The following is an 18566-nucleotide window of genomic DNA, read 5'->3' as shown; positions in this document are numbered from 1 at the left end:
CGAAGAATTCCTATATTTCATTTTATCAGATTTATTTAACACTTAGGAAATCGTATCAAATATCCCGTTTGACGAAATGCCTTCCCCTAAAACCATGTAGGAAAATTTGAAAAATTCTTCATTTTTAGGAATTGCAACCGCTCATGAAACCGATTAGAGAACCTCAGATCAATCTATTCAAAAAATCAAACCCTTACAAAGCTAAGGTTATCAGCAATACTCTACTGACTCCGCAACCGGGAACGGGAAAAAGACCAAAAAAAGAAGGCGAATCACTGGTTCATAGAATCACAATCGCAATCGATCACTCCGCTTATCCGTACGTGATCGGACAGAGCGGCGGCGTAATTCCGCCCGGAGAGGATCCTGAGAAAAAAGCCAAAGGCTTAGCGGATGCGGCTTATACGGTTCGATTGTATTCGATCGCTTCTCCAAGTTATTCTTTCGGGATGAAAGAAGATACGATCGAGTTTATCATCAAAAGAGACAACGTCTATGATGAGAATGGAAACGTTCAGCACAAAGGTGTTTGCTCCAACTATATCTGCGATCTGAAACCCGGAGACGAAGTCGTAATGACCGGTCCTTCCGGAAAAAAATTCCTTTTACCCACTACCCATTTCAGCGGAGACATTATGTTTCTTGCAACTGGAACCGGGATCGCTCCTTTCATCGGAATGAGTGAAGAATTGCTCGAACATAAACTTGTGAATTTTACCGGAAACATCACTCTCGTTTACGGAGCTCCTTACTCGGATGAGTTGGTAATGATGGATTACCTGAGAGGTTTGGAATCTAAGTTTAAGAATTTTAAACTTGTCACTGCGATATCAAGAGAAGAGAAGAATCCGTTCGACGGAGGAAGAATGTATATTTCTCACAGAGTTCGCGAGCAAGCGGAAGCTGTGAAAAAGATTCTAAGCGGTGGCGGACGTTTTTATATCTGCGGCGGACCGAAGGGAATGGAGAAAGGTGTAATTGAAGAGATTCAAAAGATCGCCGGTGACACGGGAACTTATGAAGACTTCAAACATCACCTTGAAGGCGCTAACCAATTATTCGTCGAAACATACTAATTCGATTCGAATTCCTGCATTTGAAAAGCCGTTGGAAACGAAAGTATCCTTCGGCTTTTTTATTTTAGAATTCCATGTCATATCAGAAAAAACGAATGGATCGAATTTCTATCCTTACTTTATATTGGTCTAAATTTTACCGGGAGAATCAGCAATGGGTGTAATCCGTGATGTAGACAAAGGGCGAGGAGAAGTGATTCGTGTTGAAGTTTCCGAATACAAAGGAACAAAGTATCTCAATCTCCGCGTCTGGTATACGGACAAAGACGGCGAAAAAAAACCCACTCAAAAAGGAATCGCCATTCCTCCCGAACTTTACGACGAAATTCGCGAAGCAGTAATCGAAGCGGAAAGCGAGGTAAAAGGAAACTAAGATTTCAAGCGATGTGATTCTTCAGAGACTTCTTTCTTGAATGACATCGCTGACAATCAAACGTGCGGCTTCTTCCGTCTCCGCGACACGAATATGACTCTCCAAGCGAGTGATCGAAAAAACTTTTTTTACTGAATCTCTCAGATCGGAAACGATCAATTCTCCGCCTCTTCTTTTCAACCAACCCGAAATCTGTATCAGCGTTCCAATCGCTGAAGAATCGATATAAGAGGAAGACTTCAGATTGATGATTACAAAACGATATCCTTCTAACATTTTTTCCTGAACGTTCGATTTTAACTCGGGACACTTGTATAAATCGATATCTCCAACGGATTTGTAGACGAAGATATGATCGTGATATTCCACTTCCTCAGAAATCGGATCAATCGTCCGATATTGGATATCGTACGCGCCGGCCATAAGATGTTTTCCTGCGGTTTTCGAATTTTCCTTGATTTTCGCTTCTAAGGCTTCCAAACGGGATTTGAGAGATCCCATCACATCCGGCGCAAGATCCAATTGATTGTCTACGTCCTTTATCAAAGATGTAAGCACTTTCGACGCATCCTCCAGCGACCCTTCTTTGATAAGCGAACTTGCTTTTTTAAGCATTTTTCCCGACTTTGCGACGATGGATTCCACGATTACATCAGCGTCTTCTTTGATCGAAGTGGATTTCCAATCCGGATTCAGTTGAAAGGAAACTTTTTCCAATTTCATCTTTTCCGAAAGGTTGTAAAACGAACTCGCAACGGAAATACCCGATTCTTTGTCCGCATTGTGTATTAGATTTTCAGGATGTGTTCTGACTTTTAATACGATATTACGAATATCATCTGCCCGCATATCTCCACATTGCAGAACGATCGCTTTCGTTCTACTGGACTGTTCCGGATCCAATTCGGTATAATATGGAATGTCGCTTAACAATTCTAAAAATTCCACATCGCTTCCGAATTGGACTTTTGTTTCAATCGATTGAGCGTATAAGGAACCGATATCACCGAATTCTCTGAAGAATATATCGCCCGTTGCTTCCGGACTTTCGATATAATAAAAATTACCGCCGCCAGCATCAGCGATGTCCTTCAAAAGAATTTCGTTAAAGTCGTCTCCGAAACCGATCACAGTTGTTGAGATTCCTTTTTTGTAATGATCTCCTGCGATTTGAATCAGATCCAAAGGGTCCGTAATTCCTTGCGTAGGATTTCCGTCCGTAAGCAATATCGCTCTTTTGTAAACGGTAGAATCGGAAAATAATTCGAGTCCTCTCAGAGTATGAAGCCAACCGCCGGATAGATTCGTGGAAGTTCCAGGTTGAATCGTATGAATACGATTTATGATCGAAGACTTTTCGACCAGTTGAACGATCGGTTGTATAACGTGAATATCTTCCGCATAGGCGATCACCGAAAGAAAATCTCTTCGAGTCAACCAGTTGACCAAAGATGAAGCGGATTGAATCACCGCTTCCAACTTTTCGCCTTTCATCGACCAACTTCGATCGATCGCCAAACCCAGAACAATCGGTCTTCGATCCGGATTCGCGGCCCCGGTTGGAGAATTGAGTCGAATTAAAACAGAATTATTCCTGTTTTCCGAAACTGCGTTATGTAAAAACTTCGCGGAGAGAATCATTCCGTTGAAAAAACCATTTACCGAAGGTCTTATCAAGAAGAATTTGTAGAGTAACTCGATGGATCCTTTCCCAAATCATAAGATTCTTCCCGATTTCTTGAGCAGAATGGAAAGTCTCATTTCACATGGTGGCGAAGAAATTCCTAGTTTTACGAGGATCTACAAGCACGAAGAGTTAATCGCCGAATCATTTAACGAAGTTGAAAAGAATTCCGATTCTTCTTTTCACAGTGAAATACTTTGTTTGAGAGAGGCAAAAGAGAAAATCGGAACGCGTTATCTTTCAGATTGTTTGCTGATTACTTCTCTAGAACCATGCTTGATGTGTGCTGGCACGATTCTTCTTTCAAGAATTCCCAAAGTCATCTACCTCCTTCCCGCAAAACAAGGAGAAGGAATTTCTTCCTTAAGCATTGAAACCATCTACTCTCGAAATTTTTTCCCAGAGTTGATTTGTATTCCCGCAGAGATTTCGAAAGATGCGTTCAAATCGTTTTTCAAGGCCAGACGAAAGAAATTCAATTGACGTACAGCCTCTTGACAGAATTCCTGAATGCTATAGGAGAAGTGTCAGAGTGGTCTATTGTGCATGCTTGGAAAGCATGTGTGCCAAAAGCACCCCGGGTTCGAATCCCGGCTTCTCCGACTCCATTTTATGGCAGGAACTCACGAAGTCCTTTCCCGGAAGTATCGCCCGCAGAGATTTCGGGACGTAATCCATCAAGACCTTGCCATAGGCGCTCTTCAGAACGCTCTTAAATCCGGAAAAATTGGCCACGCTTACATTTTTTTTGGGCCACGCGGTGTTGGTAAAACAACAATCGCCAGAATTCTAGCAAAACGCCTCAACTGTCAAAATCCGATCGATAACGAACCTTGCAATGAATGCAGTTCTTGTACTGAAATCACTCGCGGAATATCAAGCGACGTTTTAGAAATAGACGCGGCCAGTAACCGCGGAATCGAAAACATTCGCGAACTCAGAGACAATGTAAAGTTCGCACCCATGGGTGGGAAATATAAGGTTTACATTATAGACGAGGTCCATATGTTAACGGACCAGTCTTTCAATGCACTTCTCAAAACTTTAGAGGAACCACCTTCTCATATCGTATTCGTTCTTGCTACGACTGAATTTCATAAAATTCCAGAAACGATTCTTTCCCGTTGCCAGGACTTCATTTTCAAAAAAGTTCCTCTTTCCGTACTGCAGGACTACTCCGAAAAACTTTGCAAGATAGAAAACGTTCAATATGATCAGGAAGGTCTTTTTTGGATTGCGAAGAAAGGAGACGGCTCCGTAAGAGATATGCTTTCCTTTATGGAACAAGCGATCGTTTTTACGGATTCAAAATTGATCGGCGTTGCGATCCGAAAGATGATCGGATATCACGGCATTGAATTTTTAACTTCGTTTATCAAAAGTTTGATCGATCCCGACAATCATACTCGCGCATTGGAAATTCTGGAGACGCTCTATCAAGAAGGGCAGGACATTTATAAATTTCTTTGGGATTCAATAGAATTTACGCACACCCTGAATTTGATTCGTGATTCGCTTGCTGATCCGGAATCTGTCAATTTTCCAAAAGAAGATTTGATCAAGATGAAATCGGATTTCGAAACGATAGATACTTCGAAGTTGAATTTTCTTTCCGGGAAACTTTTTGAGCTCTATGAAAGAATCAAAACGATTCGTCTTCGGAATTCATTTGAAATCAAGGTTTTTACCGAGATTCAGATCAAAAAACTCGTTGAAGAACTTACCTATCCGAGTTTGGCGGGTCTCGTTGATAGAATCAATCACCTGATTCTGATGGTTCAAAATTCTAAAAATAATGCACCGGAACCGATACAAATGAGCTCCGTTCAAAAGGATGTATCCGATGCAGAAGCCTCAAAAAAAAAAGGTGAATCCCTTTCTCAGTCCTTAGAATCTCAGATCGAGTCTAACTTTAGAGACGCGGAAGAAGCTCTTTCAAATCCAGAGCTTCCAAAGCCGACCGAAAATCCGGGGGTGATTCCCCAGAAGTTTGATACCAGCACTGAAATCAAAAAGAAATTTCTGGGTACGGAAGTGGATCGTAGCAAATTTCCAAAGTTGGATTCTTAATCATTATGTTTGATAAAATAAAAAACTTTTCCGAGATTCTTTCCAACATGGGCGCGTTCCGCGAAAAGATGGAAGAAGTCAAAAAGCGCGTTTCCGCAATTCGTGTCACAGGCGATGCTGGAGCAGGAATGGTGACCGTTACAGCAACCGGAGAAGGTTTGATTACGAATGTCTTTATCAACAAACAGCTGTTCGACGCCGACGACAATAAGATGCTCGAAGACCTCGTTTTAGCGGCAACGAACGACGCGCTAAAGAAAGCGAGAGAAGCAACGGCTTACGAATTTCAATCGGCATCGGGCGGTTTGGATCTTTCGGAAATTTCTAAAATGTTCGGTGGAAATCTTGGCTAATCATCTGCTTGACGAGATGGTGGAAGCTTTATCTTCGCTTCCTGGAATTGGAAGAAAGAGTGCCTTTCGTATCAGCTTTCATCTATTAAGACTTGAGCAAGGTCTCTTCAATCAATTCATTCATCAACTTGCGGATACGAAGAGTAGAATTCAGTTTTGTCAACGTTGCGGATCCTATTCCGAAACGCCGATCTGTGATATCTGCACTTCTGAAAAACGGGATTCTCATACCTTTTGTGTCGTTGAACAACCGGAAGATATTTTTTTCATTGAAAATACGCGAGAGTTTCAAGGGAAGTATCACGTTCTAAACGGAGTCATTTCTCCTTTGGAAGGAATCGGGCCTCGTGATCTTCGAATCAAAGAATTATTGGAACGGATCGAACCAGAACAAGTTAAAGAAGTATTGATCGCGACCAATCCGACTTTGGAAGGAGACGCGACAGCGGATTATCTGGCAAACCAACTCAAACCACTTTCGGTCAACGTCACTCGAATTGCTTACGGAATCACGGTAGGCGGTTCCATCGAACTTTCCGACCAATATACGTTAGGTAGGGCGATTCGATCTAGACTGCAACTTTAGAACCGGTGTTCAGCGGTTACAAAAAATTCCCTAAGAATTTTTCCTTCCTTAGTGTCTAAATATGCTTTCAAGCCATCGCCTGCGATAAAGTAACCGGACCTCATCAATATCTGCATATCTCTAAAGGCGTTCCATCTTAGGTTTATGTTGAATTCTTGACCGAAGTAAGCGCTCGTTTTGTAACCGTTATCAAAATTAAAGTAACGATTGTTTTCTATATACGGCGATTTCGTACCGTAGAGCCTGTAATAACCTAAGGTTAAAAGTAAAGGACCGTAGACAACGATGTCTCCGTTGATTCCATATTCGTAAAGTCCGCTCGAATCCTTTCCTGAAAAAAGCGCATATCCACCGGTGAAGTCGTTTGCAATATTCGAGATCGAATAACCTGGTAAAAGCGTTTTGTAACCGCCACCTTTCAGATTCGCCTTGGTTCCGTCCTTATCGTAACCGGGTCTTCCAGTAGTTCCAACACCAACCAAGTTGAAAGTCAAATTCTCGCTATACCGATAAGAGAATTGAAGATCAATCATACCGCCTGAAATATTGTGTTTACTATATTTATTATATAAGACGTTACCAGCCGCATCTCGATAAGGATCCAGTGCGTGAACCTTCCCATGGTTGTAGATTCCGTGAACTACAAATCCGAAATTGGACAAATTGATTTCAGTCATCAAGCCATGCCAAAAGAGTTGGCCGACTTCGCTGTCCAAAGCGATCACATTCCCTTTTGCATTCGTTGTTTTATCGATGGAATTGACAGTATCATCTAAGAAGTAAGAATAGAGTTCGTTCTTTACATTATTTAAGAGACTCGTCTTAATTTCGTAAAAATAAATATTTGTTCCGATATAATTCTTATCCGCATACGTATTTTTATCAAGATCAAGTTGTGCGTTTTGTCTCGCGACAAACCAACCTGCCTCAATCGTAGTATTCCATAAGCGAAAATCTTTATTGATTGTTACTCCGGTTCCTGGAGTAAATACGACTCTTCCTCGCGCAGAAGAAAATAACTGCTGTCCCACTCTCAGACTAAAGGCGTCTTCAGGAAGTTTAAAATTGAGATAGAGAAATGTTGTCTGGATATTTACAGGCGCTGAAAAACCGACCTCACCGCCTTGTCCCGGACCGACATTGGAATTCTGTCCGAATCCTTTTCCGCCGAAAGTTATATCACCGACTTGTACACCCCAAAGAGCTTCGAAATATTTCGAAGTATTGAAGTTCATGTTCACCGTCATTCTTGTATCGAAGTAAGAAATATCTTCCTTACGCGGAGAAAGAGTGGATGGATTTCCTTTCAGCCGCTCGGCAATTTCATTGTCAGCAATTGCTTGTTGCGCGGCTTGATCTTCTGTTTTAAACGCCGCCTTATCGTACGGAGTCGCCGCGGTCTGGCGCGTGGTAAAGATATCTCTTCCAAGATTGAATCCGCGAACCCTGTAATTTCCTTGAAAATCCAGTTTCGTCTTTTCTTCAATTTCCTGCGAGAAGATAGAATTTGGAATAAGAATATACGTGAGGCAATAGAAGAAAGCTGCCTTTTTCAAAAGGTCAATGGACACAGATCATTTTACCCAGTTATTCTGATTAAAATATCGGCTTCTCAACTCTTCCAAAACACCGGTTCGTTTTAATTCCTTTATAAAGAAGTTCAAATTATCCACAAAAATCAAATCATTCTGCGGAAGAGCCGCGCTGATATATTCTTCCTGAACGGTTCCTAAAAGAGGAAGATAGTTCGCTTTTAATGAGGGGTTCTTTTGAAGTAAGGTGAGAATAAAAAAACTGTCCGCCACGAAACAAGTTACGTTATTGCTGAGGAGATTATCGATTGCGATAGAATCGGAAAGATAACTATAAATCGGAAGCTTTGCATACTTTTTTTGCAGATAAATATGATTGGTAGTATTCGATCGTACGGAAAAACTCACAAGCCCACTTAGCGTCGAAAGATCGCCCAGACTCATAAATCGGCGAGATGTTACGATGTTGCCTTCCGGTTCGGGAGGAAGAATTTTTTTACTAACCAATCCCGCCGGCGTAGTAACGAGATACGGATCCGAAAAAGTAACTTGTTTACCTCGATTTAAATCCGTGGACATCCCGGCAAGCGCAAGGTCGATTTTACCTGATCGAATATCCTCTGAAAATTGACGAAAGGTTTTGAGAGGGACCAGCTTTAAAGAAACACCAAGATAATCTGCGTAGAGTTTGGCAAGTTCCGCATCCACTCCCGGATAACCGTCTTTCGGATTCTCGATATAAAACGGTTCATATTGTTTATTAACGCCGACTACGATTTCTTTTTTCGAGAGAATCTTTTCCAGGCGAGAACCTGAATTCTCAGATTGAGAAAATACTGAGATCGAAAAAAACGAGAGGAAAACAAAACATAAAATTCTTTTCTCAGCCATGATGCATATCATGGATCGAACCCGGTTTTTTTCCAGAGCATTTTAGGGAAAAATTGAAATTCTAAGGGTTAAGAATTTGAAACTCGGTTCTTCGATTCTTAAAATCTGTTTCCGGATTTTTCTGAGGGATAATCGGTTCCGAACTCCCTTTTCCGTCAGTGACAATCCTAGCAGGATCAGTTCCATTCTTCACTAGATAATCTTTTACCGAATTGGCTCGATTCCGGCTTAGTATTAAATTGTCCTGCGGCTCTCCATTCAAATCCGTATGTCCGGTTATTTTAATTCTCGCCTTCGGATTTTCGTACAAATACTTGTTTAAAGTTTCTAAAATCGGAAACGAGTTCTCAAGAATTTCATACGAACCCAAGGCGAAAAGAATGTTATCAAGAGAGAGGGATTTTCCGTTTTCTAACTCTTGAAATGGATTCTTTTGGTTCGAAAAGATATCGTAATCTTTTCCGGTTCTTCTGCAAAAATAAAAGGATCCAATATCGCTCGTTTCCAAATAGAAAGCTTCATCTCCGGCGGTGTTGATTTCAGGTCCTAGATTGATCGGATCGGAAAAATATCCATCGGGTAGAAACGTCGATTTGTAAAGATCGTAGCCTCCGAATCCACCGGGGCGATTGGAAGAAAAATAAATGGTTCTCCCATCCTTGCTGATCGTTGCGGCGATCTCCGAATACGGACTGTTAATCGGTTCGGGAAGACTCGATGCCTTTTCCCAAATTTTATTTTTATAGAGGGAAACAAAAATGTCCGCATCTGCTACTTGTCCGAAGGGATATCGGGTAAAGTAGAGTTTGTTGTTAAACAGAAACGGATTCTCCTCGATTTCCTCGGTGTTGACGGCTCCGGGAAGCGGTACTGGTCTTATCCAAGAAGGCCCGCTTCTTTTTGAAAAAAACAAATCTCGGGAAACACCGATTTTTCCATTGGAAAGTTGAAACTCGATCGCGCCATCTCGATTCGAGGAGAACAAAATTCCTTCTTCCTTATTCATTATGAAGGGACTTTGATCGTCGTAGTTAGAATTCAAGACCGAGATTTCTTCCCCCTGATTCCAGTTTTCTCCATCGCGAGAAGAGCGGTAAAGATCCGTATAATTCGAATTCTCTCTTTTAGAGTAAAAATAAAGAATATTCCCGTCGTCAGTCAGGCTGATTCCAAACTCATTGAGTTTCGTATTGATCCCGCCTTTTAATTTTTCCGTTTTTTGTTTTGCGACTTTTTCGGAGCGACTCAATTCCTGAGAAGAAAGAACAAGAATGACAGATTGAAAATTGAGTAGAATTAAGAACGTCAAAACGAAACGATTCTTTCTTAAAAAAGATAACATCATAGAACTCCGAGAATTCTAAATTTTAGAATTCCTAAGTCTATTATCTCTTCTTTTGAAAAAAACCTGAGCTTAAAAGTTTTGAAAAAGTAAAAATTCTAAACTCAAAGATATCGTTTTAATACTTCGGGAATTCGGACGGTTCCGTCTTCATTTTGAAAGTTTTCCAAGATCGCCGCGTAGGTCCTGCCGAGCGCTAAGCCGGATCCGTTGATCGTATGAACGAGTTGATTTTTTCCTTCCTTCGACTTGTAGCGAATTTTTCCGCGACGTGCTTGGAAGTCTCTGAAGTTCGAGACCGAAGAGATTTCCATATACCGATTTAGACCGGGCATCCAGACTTCGATATCATACGTTATGGAGGAATTGGCAGAAATATCCCCGCTACATAGAATAATAACTCTGTAAGGCAATTCTAATTTTTTGAGAATATTTTCAGCATGAGCTAACATCTGTTTATGCTGTTCTTCGGAATCTTCCGGTTTGCAGAATTTTACGAGCTCCACTTTCTGAAATTGATGCACACGAACTAATCCACGCGTATCCTTTCCATAGGAACCCGCCTCTCTTCGAAAGCAAGAAGTGTGAGCCGTAACGGAAATCGGGAGTTGCTCCTCTGGAATGATTTCGTCTCTATAGAGATTGGTCAATGGCACTTCCGCCGTTGGTATCAGATTCAGTTCATCTTTTTCGATTCTATAGAATTCTTCTTTAAATTTCGGATACTGCCCGGTCGCAAGCATCGATTCGTCGTTCACCATTGCCGGAACCCAGACTTCCGTATATCCGTGTTCTTCCGTGTGAACGTTGAGCATAAAATTCATCAAAGCCCTTTCTAACTTCGCGCCTTCTTTCCAATACGTATATGACCTAGCGCCGGAAAGTTTCACACCTTTCTCAAAGTTGATCCATTTCAGCGCTTCGCCGATTTCAAAATGCGGTTTGGGTGGAAAGGAAAATTTCGGGATTGTTCCTATTTCATATTGAACGACATTGTCGTGCTCCGACTTTCCTGCCGGCACTTTCGGATCTAATATATTAGGAAGACTTAAATTAAGATCGTTGAGTGCGGTCTCTTCTATCTCAAATTTGATTTCGATGTCTTTTATTTTCTCTCCGACTAATTTTACCGCCGCTGAAATTTCGGAAATATCTCCGCCGGATTGTTTGATCTTACCGACTTCTTTGCTGACTCTGTTTCTTTCTTCTCTTAGAATATCCGCTTCTCTTTGGAGTTCTCGTTTCCGATGAATGATCGAAGTCAGCTGATCTATGACGCCGATGTCTTTGAATCCTCTTAATTCTAAAACTTTTTTGAGGTCTTCCGTATTCTCTGTGATATAACGCAAATCAAGCATTGTGGTGGTACGCCTTACGATTCATAAATTTTATACTATTTTCGAAGAGTCGATTCTCAACTTCGGAATTGGGTTCTTGTCTAAGAGAAAACATCTTATCCAAAACGAACTTCATGTATGAGGGTTCGTTTCTTTTTCCTCGAAAGGGAGGAGGTGCTAAAAAAGGAGCGTCAGTTTCGATCAATATCGATTCGAGAGGAAGTTTTTGGGCCGCCTCTTGTATGTCAGTTGCATTCTTAAACGCGACGATTCCTGAAAAAGAAATATAATAACCGATGTCGACTAACGCTTTTGCTGTTGGATAGTCATAAGTAAAACAATGAATCACGCCAAAAGCACGATCACGGAAATTCTTAAGAATCGAAATTGTATCTTCCTTCGCGTCCCTTGAATGGATTACGACCGGAAGTTTTGTCTTTGCGGAGCATTCCAAAAAAGCTTCCAGAATTTCTTCCTGTTGCTTTTTTGAATCGGCCGTGTGATAATAATCGAGACCAATTTCACCGATGGCGGAAAGTTTCGAATCGTCTAAATTCTCATAAATAAGTTTTAGAATTTCATCCTTATTAGGAAATTCATGAGTTTCCGTCGGGTGGCATCCGATCGAATAACGGATCTCTAACGAATCACTTGAATATTCGTTCGCTATAGAACGGGCGCGAATTGAACTCTCAAGGTCTATTCCGATTTGGACGATCTTTTTAACACCGGATTCCGACGCATTTTTTAAGCAGTCCGCGATTTCGAGACCTTGGGATTGTATAATATCGAGATGGCAATGTGTGTCGGCTATAGAAACCATAGAAATCCGGTTTTAGTGAGTCACTTTTTGTGAATTCGATTGACTGAAAAGAGATTTTTTAGGATCTCTTCAGACAGGTGAAAGCAGTTCGCTAAAAACCAAGTTTCGGGACATAAACCGTGGATATCAAAGCAACTTCCGCACTTATCTATTATAGACTCCGTTATAAGTATCAGGAGTATAAACTTAAACTTGATCTTAAACTTTCCGAGCTCAATCGAAAAGGAAAAGAAAGACTTACAGTGATGGTAATTCCGCACTCGGAACAAAAAACCATCAACTTTCATATTTCTTACAGAGCGATTTCCATTTTTATTGGAACGATCTTTATTCTTTTGATCATAAGCTCCATCAACGTATTGAGCCACAGCGGTTCCGTCCATCAACTCACGGAACTCAACCTGTCCAACAAAGACTTCATCAGACAATCAGCGAAGATGAAAGAAGAGATCAACTCTCTTCACGAATATGTAGAATACTATTATGGAAGATTGGCGAGACTTTATGTAAGACTCGGTGGAGATCCCGCTAAGGTTTCGAAAGGAATTGGAGGTGCGGAACAACTCTCTACGCAACCACCGTCCATTATAGAACCGAAATCATCAAATCCTCAGACAAACGATTTACCGGAAGGCGCCGCGGTCTTTCGTTTAAAAGAAGACGTTCACAACTTAAAGATCAGCAACGAATTGACCCAAGACATCATTTCGATTCTTAAAAAAAGAAAGAATATTCTAAAACAAACTCCGTCGATTTGGCCTGTTAAAGGGTACGTTCTTTACCCATACGGCCCTTACTTCAATCCGATTTCGGGAAGAAAAGAATACAATAGCGGAGTCGATATCGGTTCCTTCGCAGGTTCAGAAGTAATGGCGACCGCACCGGGAACCGTTTACGAGATCGGTTATACAAGAAACACCGGCTACTTTGTAAAAGTCGCACACAAGTATGGATGGAAAACGATCTATTCGAATATGGATCGTTTGAAAGTGAGACAAGGCCAACAGGTTTCAAAAACGGAAGTGATCGGATTTGTTGGAAAAACAGAATCCTCTCCCAATTATATGCTCCACTATGAAATTCACGTTGGAACAAGAGCAATCAACCCGTTTGCTTTCCTCAACCAAATTCAGGACTGAATGGCGACCACAGAAGAACACTTAATCGTAAATAGTATCATTGGCGAAGGCGCAGAATTCAGCGGCGAATTTAAGCTTTCAGGTTTATTAAGAATCGATGGAATTTTCAGAGGTTCGATAAAAACTGAAGGAAAAGTCCTCATTGGTAAATCCGGAATCGTCGATACAGATATAAGAGCCCGAATTGTTGTCGCTGGCGGTGAAATCAATGGGAATATTTACGCCAGTGAGAGAGTCACATTGCTCGCGTCCTGTCGAATGAAAGGAGATATCGTATCTCCTAGAATCGTCATGGAAGAGGGGGTACAATTCGAAGGCAATTGTAAGATCAACCCAGTTGCACATTGAAAGTACTCATACCACCTTACCAGCCTCCTCGTAAAGAAACCGAAACAAGACAAACTTCGAAAGGCAAGAAGAATTCAGTTTCTTCTTTGGGCGGAGGCAATTCCACCAATCAAACCGAAAGTATTGAAAGTCCGACCTCTTCTTCCTTCTTAGATATATTGGAAGAAATCGTTCCCTCCAATTCCGAATCGACAAAGGATCTCAATGCACTCTGGAGGGATTTACCGGAAATCGAAAAACGATTCTTAGATCTCCCATCCATCGGAAACTTAGAGGCTTACCAAAAGCACGTTCAAGCAATCACCAAAGCAGTAATCGATCAAAATATGAGGGTAGAAACTCTTTCTAGAAGAATGAAAGGGGAAGCCAAGAAAATCTATCACGTCGTAAAGATCATTGACGAAAAAATCCAAATTCTCGCGGAATTGATCATGAACGAAGGAAATTCCGCGTTTAAACTATTAAAATCTCTAACAGACATTCGCGGATTTTTGCTGGATATTTTAGAATAGAAATTGAAAGCGTTGTTTCGGACATTGCAGATGATTCCGATTTTTCTGTCGTTCAATCCGAAGGTGGATTTTCGCTTTTAGTCATCCCTCTATTCTAATTTTCAATGAATTATAAATTGATAATATATTGATTTTCAGATTTTTTTTATTATTTTTTCCCGTCATGATCCCGCCACATGCAATTCACCGAGAAACTGTCGGTTGTACGTTATAGAAATTAATAACAATTTCTAATTTATAAAATGAGGAAATAAATGGATTCAAAGTTCCATTCTTTAAGCGAAGGGTTAAAAAGGAAATATTTACCTAAGAAAATTTTTATCTTATGTTTTTTATTCTTTATAAATTCCTCTTTCGTCACCTGTGCTAGTATGAATTACATAGCAAGGTTTGAAAAAAAAGGTCAGGTTGTGGATACGAGCGCAATGACGCAGGAAGCGGAAAAACTTAAACTTTCCGATGTTGCAAATCTAAACGCCTATGTGATCGAGTTTCCGCCAGGCTTTTCTTGGGATGGTCATACACTCATCTACGATGAGAAAAAATGGGAACTTTTAGGACATGTTTATTCCGATTACAACCAAGATAGTCCATTATTCTGGTTTTATGATTATTTAGAAGAAGAGTCTTGGAGAAAACCTTATTGTTATTGGCAAGTTCCGATCAATTGGGTAACACTCGGAATTTGGGCTTTCACTCCGTTTTATTACCCTTGTATCATTCGCGAAAAAAAGGACGACGTACAAGCCGAAAATAATCGGAAAATACGAATCACAAATTCGTTAAAAAAAATCACCAAGGTGGCAGGTGGCGATACGGTCATTGTAGAATCTTTCGGTGATCTACAGATTAATTTTATGAATGCCAACAACGGTCAAAGTGTTGGAACCATAGGGATCAAAACGGTCTCTGGAGCTGGTTGGGCATTCAAACGAAAAAAGGATAAAAAAGATAAATCCTAATTTGCAAAAGTGTCTATGATCCAATAAGGATTTCTACGTTACGGTCGTTGCAGGATTTTACGATGACGAAACATCTAGAATCTTGCGACTGCCTTTGACGAAATATTTCACCTACCGTACAAACCCAACGCGTTCAAAATCTTTTCCATCGCTTCTAAGTTTGGATAAACGCTCGTCATTTTCCCTTACCGGATCCTTGGTTATGACCAATCTCGATTTTCATCGAATATTTTTTACGAAACTTATTTTCTAAATCAACGATGTTTACGTCTTTGAGGGATTTTTTCTTTTCCGTAACGGGTTTTTCATCCGTAAGATTGGAAACTAATTCTTCCACTTGTCTTGCGGTTAAACCTTTCTCCGCTATTTGATAGGCGAGTAGTTCGCTCTTCTTTCGATCAGCCAAAGAAAGAAGAGATTTTGCGTGGCCTTCAGAAATTCTTCCACTCTTGATTAAATCTTGAACGGAATCGAGCAATTGCAGTCATAACCGGTTTTATAAATTACGCTCTCCTTTCGGATTGGAACTTCTAAAATCAGAATATTCGAAGATTCTGGACAAAGTAAATTCGAGAAATTTGAAATCCGCTTTAAATATTAATAAATTCTAATAATACGTCAAGAAAACCGAGCAATGAGGCGCTACTGCAAGCAAGGATAAAAAAATAAAATAATCGAATCTTTTTAGAGCGTGAATCCAATTCTACGTAGAAAATAAATATGAAGCTCAAAACGAAACCCAGTATTATCGGTCCCCATTGATTGTCTTTGTCATATGCATCCGCCAGTTTAATATACAACAACAAAGGAATCAAAATTAATATCAATAGATCGATCCAATAAGAGAAAAAGTAAAAATGTTTCTCCATCTCTCTTTCTTTTACCGGCGATTTCAAATATAAAGTTAGGACAATGATCACTATCAAAGAAGTGAACGTAAAATTAATAGCTGGCTCCCAATTACGGAATAAATTTATATAACTTAAAATAAGAACTAAATGATCGGACAAAACGCAATTCTTCTTTTTGATGGGGTCATTTATATTTTATCCAAGTTCGAATCTTTTGGTTTCTAAAGGCCCAACGCGTTCAAAATCTTTTCCATCGCTTCTAAGTTTGGATAAACGATCGTCATCTTTCCCTTACCGGATCCTTGGTTGTGACCGATCTCGATTTTCATCGAATATTTTTTACGAAACTTATTTTCTAAGTCCACGATGTTTACGTCTTTGCGGGTTTTTTTCTTTTCTGTAATCGGTTTTTCATCGGTAAGATTGGAAACCAATTCCTCCACTTGTCTTGCGGTTAAACCTTTCTCCGCTATTTGATAGGCGAGTTGTTCGATCTTTTTACGATCGGCGAGAGACAGAAGAGGCCTTGCGTGTCCTTCGGAAATTCTTCCGGTCTTAATCAAATCCTGAACGGAATCGGGCAATTGTAAAAGACGGATCAAATTCGAAATGGTCGAGCGATTCTTTCCAACGCGAGCCGAAATATCTGTAATCTTCAGATTTAATTTTTCAGAGAGTGTCTTATAAGCGATCGCTTCTTCTATAGGATTTAGATCTTCCCTTTGGATGTTTTCAATGATCGCCATTTCCATGGACTGATTTTCAGAAACATTCTTAACGATTGCAGGAATTTTTACAAACCCCGCGAGCTTACAGGCTCGATAACGTCGTTCTCCGGAAATAATTTCATATCCCGCGTCCAATTGTTTCACTACGATCGGTTGGATCACACCGTGGGCCTTGATCGTTTCAGAAAGCTCTTTGAGAGATTCTTCCGAAAACGTTTTTCTCGGCTGACCAGGATTCGGTCGAATTTCACTGATACGAATTTCTCGAAGCGCTCCATCCGAGGAAGAATCCATCGGAGTTTTATTTTCATTGACCGGAATTAAATTTCCAAGGCCTCTCCCTAGGGCTTTGGGTTTGATCGCCATTGTTAATTCTTCCCTGCAACTTCCAAAGCAAGACTTCGATAACTCTGAGCACCAACTCCTTCCGGATCATAGCTCATGATGGTTTGTCCAAAAGAAGGAGCCTCACTTAATTTTACATTTCTAGGAATAATCGTAGTATAAACTTTATCTTTGAAATAAGACTTCACGTCTTCGGCGACTTGGTTCGCAAGATTGGTTCTCTTATCGAACATCGTAAGAAGAACGCCTTCCAATTCTAATGAAGGGTTTAATTGATTTTGAACCAGAGAAATAATTTTCATAAGCTGGGTTAAACCTTCCAGGGCGAAGTATTCGGTTTGAAGAGTAATCATCACACTGTCCGCGGCACAAAGAGCGTTGATCGTAAGAATTCCTAAAGAAGGCGGGCAATCGATGAGAATGTAATCGTATTCAGTACGAAGTTCCGAAACTGCGTTCTTCAATCTATATTCTCTTTCATCTTCAGCAAGGAGGTCCGCTTCCGCGCCACTCAAGTTGATGTTCGAAGGAATGATGTGAAGATTATTTACGTTCGTTCTTTGAATACATTCGTTTGGAGAAGATTCCCCCAAGAGAAGTTCGTAAGACGTTTTTGCGAGAGTATTGATTTCTAATCCGAGACCGGATCCCGAATTTCCCTGAGGATCCATATCAATGATCAGAACTCTCTTTCCGATCGAAGCAAGGTTAGCCGCAAGATTGATGGAGGTTGTCGTTTTTCCGACACCACCTTTTTGATTACTAATGGATACTATTTTTCCCATTTCCGCCCTTACTCTCCTTGCTGATATCCTTCCAAGCTCTAGGATAACCATGCCTCGGGCTAGAAACCTTTTTCAAGAATTTAATATGTCGCATCCCTAAAAATTCAAGTGAAGGAAAATCTTCCGTCGATTCGAGAACAAATCCTGAGTTTGACAGAACTTCTTTTTCTACTTTTACTGGAATATCATGTTTTGCTAAAAATGGGACATAAGTTCCTCCCATCTTTACAAGATTACAAACGGCTTCGGCACTGTACGGATACGGAATAAATCCACGTGATACGACATAATCAAGGTTTGATTTGGATTCTTCCGTTCTAAGAAATCGAAACTTCACTTCGGAAAATCCGTTTTGTTTAACGAACTCTTCCGTATGAGCTAATTTTCTTTTCTGGGAATCGATGAGAACGACAAGAGGATGATCTTTCAAACAACGAAAAAAGAAACCCGGAATCCCCGGACCCGTACCTGCGTCACCCAATTGAATTCCTTTCCAAGAACCGACTTTTTTGGAAATTTGATACACGTGATATAAGGATTCTAGGACGTGACGATCCAAAATTTCTTCCGAGTCCCTTTTGGAAAAGAATCCACCGATCTCATTTTTTTCTCTTAAGAACCGAGTAAAAGAAACAATTAAATTCCAATCAAATAAAGGGAGAATCTCTTCTGCCTCCTTCGGAAACCTTTCATTCAATCTTTCGGTGATTGATTCCACGGAAAACTCTTTCGGATCTTGCATGATACTAAGGTAGAATTTTCTTTTCCTTTGTCTCTACAGATTCTTAGTAAGAAACTTCTCTGTCGAAGAAAACCTTCTTCAACAGAG

Annotated in this window: 20 protein-coding genes, 1 tRNA gene and 1 pseudogene; 11 read left to right on the top strand and 11 right to left on the bottom strand. The window is 40.5% G+C overall.

The window, feature by feature from the left end; genetic code table 11:
* Positions 1-143 precede the first annotated feature (143 nt).
* Together DLM75_RS03035 and DLM75_RS03030 are read left to right on the top strand one after the other, a co-directional pair.
* Positions 144-1076, top strand: coding sequence for a ferredoxin reductase domain-containing protein (locus DLM75_RS03035; RefSeq protein WP_118967048.1), 933 nt, complete (start codon positions 144-146; stop codon positions 1074-1076).
* Positions 1077-1230: 154 nt separating this feature from the next.
* On the top strand, positions 1231-1449 hold the full coding sequence (locus DLM75_RS03030) for a transcriptional coactivator p15/PC4 family protein (protein WP_100784761.1): 219 nt from the start codon (positions 1231-1233) through the stop codon (positions 1447-1449).
* A gap of 21 nt (positions 1450-1470) precedes the next feature.
* On the opposite strand, the gene DLM75_RS03025 is transcribed toward DLM75_RS03030, so the two are convergent.
* Positions 1471-3090 carry an anti-sigma factor antagonist gene (locus DLM75_RS03025; protein WP_118967948.1) on the bottom strand — a complete coding sequence of 540 codons (1620 nt, stop codon included), beginning with the start codon at positions 3088-3090 and terminating at the stop codon, positions 1471-1473.
* Between the two features lie 58 nt (positions 3091-3148).
* On the opposite strand from DLM75_RS03025, the gene DLM75_RS03020 reads away from it, so the two are divergent.
* From DLM75_RS03020 to recR, 5 genes are all read left to right on the top strand, one after another.
* A complete protein-coding gene (locus DLM75_RS03020) occupies positions 3149-3616 on the top strand; it encodes a nucleoside deaminase (protein WP_118967047.1) in 468 nt (155 codons plus the stop codon).
* A 35-nt stretch (positions 3617-3651) separates the two neighbouring features.
* Positions 3652-3735: transfer RNA gene (locus DLM75_RS03015), tRNA-Ser, on the top strand.
* A gap of 10 nt (positions 3736-3745) precedes the next feature.
* Positions 3746-5203 (top strand): DNA polymerase III subunit gamma/tau, encoded by a 1458-nt coding sequence (dnaX, locus tag DLM75_RS03010; RefSeq protein WP_118967046.1) that lies wholly within the window; start codon positions 3746-3748, stop codon positions 5201-5203.
* Between the two features lie 5 nt (positions 5204-5208).
* Positions 5209-5556, top strand: a complete 348-nt coding sequence (locus tag DLM75_RS03005; RefSeq protein ID WP_118967045.1) for a YbaB/EbfC family nucleoid-associated protein — start codon at positions 5209-5211, stop codon at positions 5554-5556.
* The gene (recR, locus tag DLM75_RS03000; RefSeq protein ID WP_118967947.1) at positions 5549-6142 is read left to right on the top strand and encodes a recombination mediator RecR; all 594 of its coding nucleotides are present in this window, start codon (positions 5549-5551) and stop codon (positions 6140-6142) included. The genes DLM75_RS03005 and recR overlap by 8 nt, the downstream gene beginning before the upstream one ends.
* Here recR and DLM75_RS02995 read toward each other — a convergent pair.
* From DLM75_RS02995 to DLM75_RS02975, 5 genes are all read right to left on the bottom strand, one after another.
* On the bottom strand, positions 6139-7713 hold the full coding sequence (locus tag DLM75_RS02995; RefSeq protein WP_118967044.1) for a hypothetical protein: 1575 nt from the start codon (positions 7711-7713) through the stop codon (positions 6139-6141). The genes recR and DLM75_RS02995 overlap by 4 nt on opposite strands.
* Positions 7714-7716: 3 nt before the next feature.
* A complete protein-coding gene (locus tag DLM75_RS02990; protein WP_118967043.1) occupies positions 7717-8565 on the bottom strand; it encodes a substrate-binding periplasmic protein in 849 nt (282 codons plus the stop codon).
* 61 nt (positions 8566-8626) lie between these two features.
* Positions 8627-9910 carry an OmpA family protein gene (locus DLM75_RS02985; protein WP_118967042.1) on the bottom strand — a complete coding sequence of 428 codons (1284 nt, stop codon included), beginning with the start codon at positions 9908-9910 and terminating at the stop codon, positions 8627-8629.
* 101 nt (positions 9911-10011) lie between these two features.
* On the bottom strand, positions 10012-11265 hold the full coding sequence (serS, locus tag DLM75_RS02980) for a serine--tRNA ligase (RefSeq protein WP_118967041.1): 1254 nt from the start codon (positions 11263-11265) through the stop codon (positions 10012-10014).
* Positions 11258-12067 (bottom strand): TatD family hydrolase, encoded by an 810-nt coding sequence (locus tag DLM75_RS02975; RefSeq protein WP_118967040.1) that lies wholly within the window; start codon positions 12065-12067, stop codon positions 11258-11260. Before DLM75_RS02975 ends, serS begins: the two co-directional genes overlap by 8 nt.
* Positions 12068-12186: 119 nt before the next feature.
* Here DLM75_RS02975 and DLM75_RS02970 point away from each other — a divergent pair, with 119 nt between their 5' ends.
* From DLM75_RS02970 to DLM75_RS02955, 4 genes are all read left to right on the top strand, one after another.
* Positions 12187-13206, top strand: coding sequence for a M23 family metallopeptidase (locus DLM75_RS02970; protein WP_118967039.1), 1020 nt, complete (start codon positions 12187-12189; stop codon positions 13204-13206).
* Entirely contained in the window at positions 13207-13554 is a 348-nt protein-coding gene (locus tag DLM75_RS02965) for a bactofilin family protein (protein ID WP_010573154.1), read from the top strand.
* Positions 13551-14066: a YaaR family protein gene (locus DLM75_RS02960; RefSeq protein WP_118967038.1), complete on the top strand. Its 516-nt coding sequence runs from the start codon at positions 13551-13553 to the stop codon at positions 14064-14066. Before DLM75_RS02965 ends, DLM75_RS02960 begins: the two co-directional genes overlap by 4 nt.
* 254 nt (positions 14067-14320) lie before the next feature.
* On the top strand, positions 14321-15028 hold the full coding sequence (locus DLM75_RS02955; protein WP_174715065.1) for a hypothetical protein: 708 nt from the start codon (positions 14321-14323) through the stop codon (positions 15026-15028).
* Positions 15029-15135: 107 nt separating this feature from the next.
* Here the strand turns inward: DLM75_RS02955 and DLM75_RS02950 are convergent.
* From DLM75_RS02950 to DLM75_RS02930, 5 genes and pseudogenes are all read right to left on the bottom strand, one after another.
* Positions 15136-15512: pseudogene (locus DLM75_RS02950) on the bottom strand (ParB/RepB/Spo0J family partition protein); the annotation flags it as partial.
* 106 nt (positions 15513-15618) lie between these two features.
* Complete coding sequence (locus DLM75_RS24870) at positions 15619-16038, bottom strand: hypothetical protein (protein WP_118967037.1); 420 nt, start codon at positions 16036-16038, stop codon at positions 15619-15621.
* Between the two features lie 62 nt (positions 16039-16100).
* Positions 16101-16973 (bottom strand): ParB/RepB/Spo0J family partition protein, encoded by an 873-nt coding sequence (locus DLM75_RS02940; RefSeq protein WP_118967036.1) that lies wholly within the window; start codon positions 16971-16973, stop codon positions 16101-16103.
* A 2-nt stretch (positions 16974-16975) separates the two neighbouring features.
* Positions 16976-17737: a ParA family protein gene (locus tag DLM75_RS02935; protein WP_118967035.1), complete on the bottom strand. Its 762-nt coding sequence runs from the start codon at positions 17735-17737 to the stop codon at positions 16976-16978.
* Positions 17715-18479, bottom strand: coding sequence for an RsmG family class I SAM-dependent methyltransferase (locus tag DLM75_RS02930; protein ID WP_118967034.1), 765 nt, complete (start codon positions 18477-18479; stop codon positions 17715-17717). Before DLM75_RS02930 ends, DLM75_RS02935 begins: the two co-directional genes overlap by 23 nt.
* Positions 18480-18566 lie beyond the last annotated feature (87 nt).

The organism is Leptospira stimsonii (genome assembly GCF_003545885.1).
GTDB lineage: Bacteria > Spirochaetota > Leptospiria > Leptospirales > Leptospiraceae > Leptospira > Leptospira stimsonii.
The sequence above is the reverse complement of the archived record's forward strand: the minus strand, read 5'-3'. Positions and strand labels throughout refer to the sequence as shown.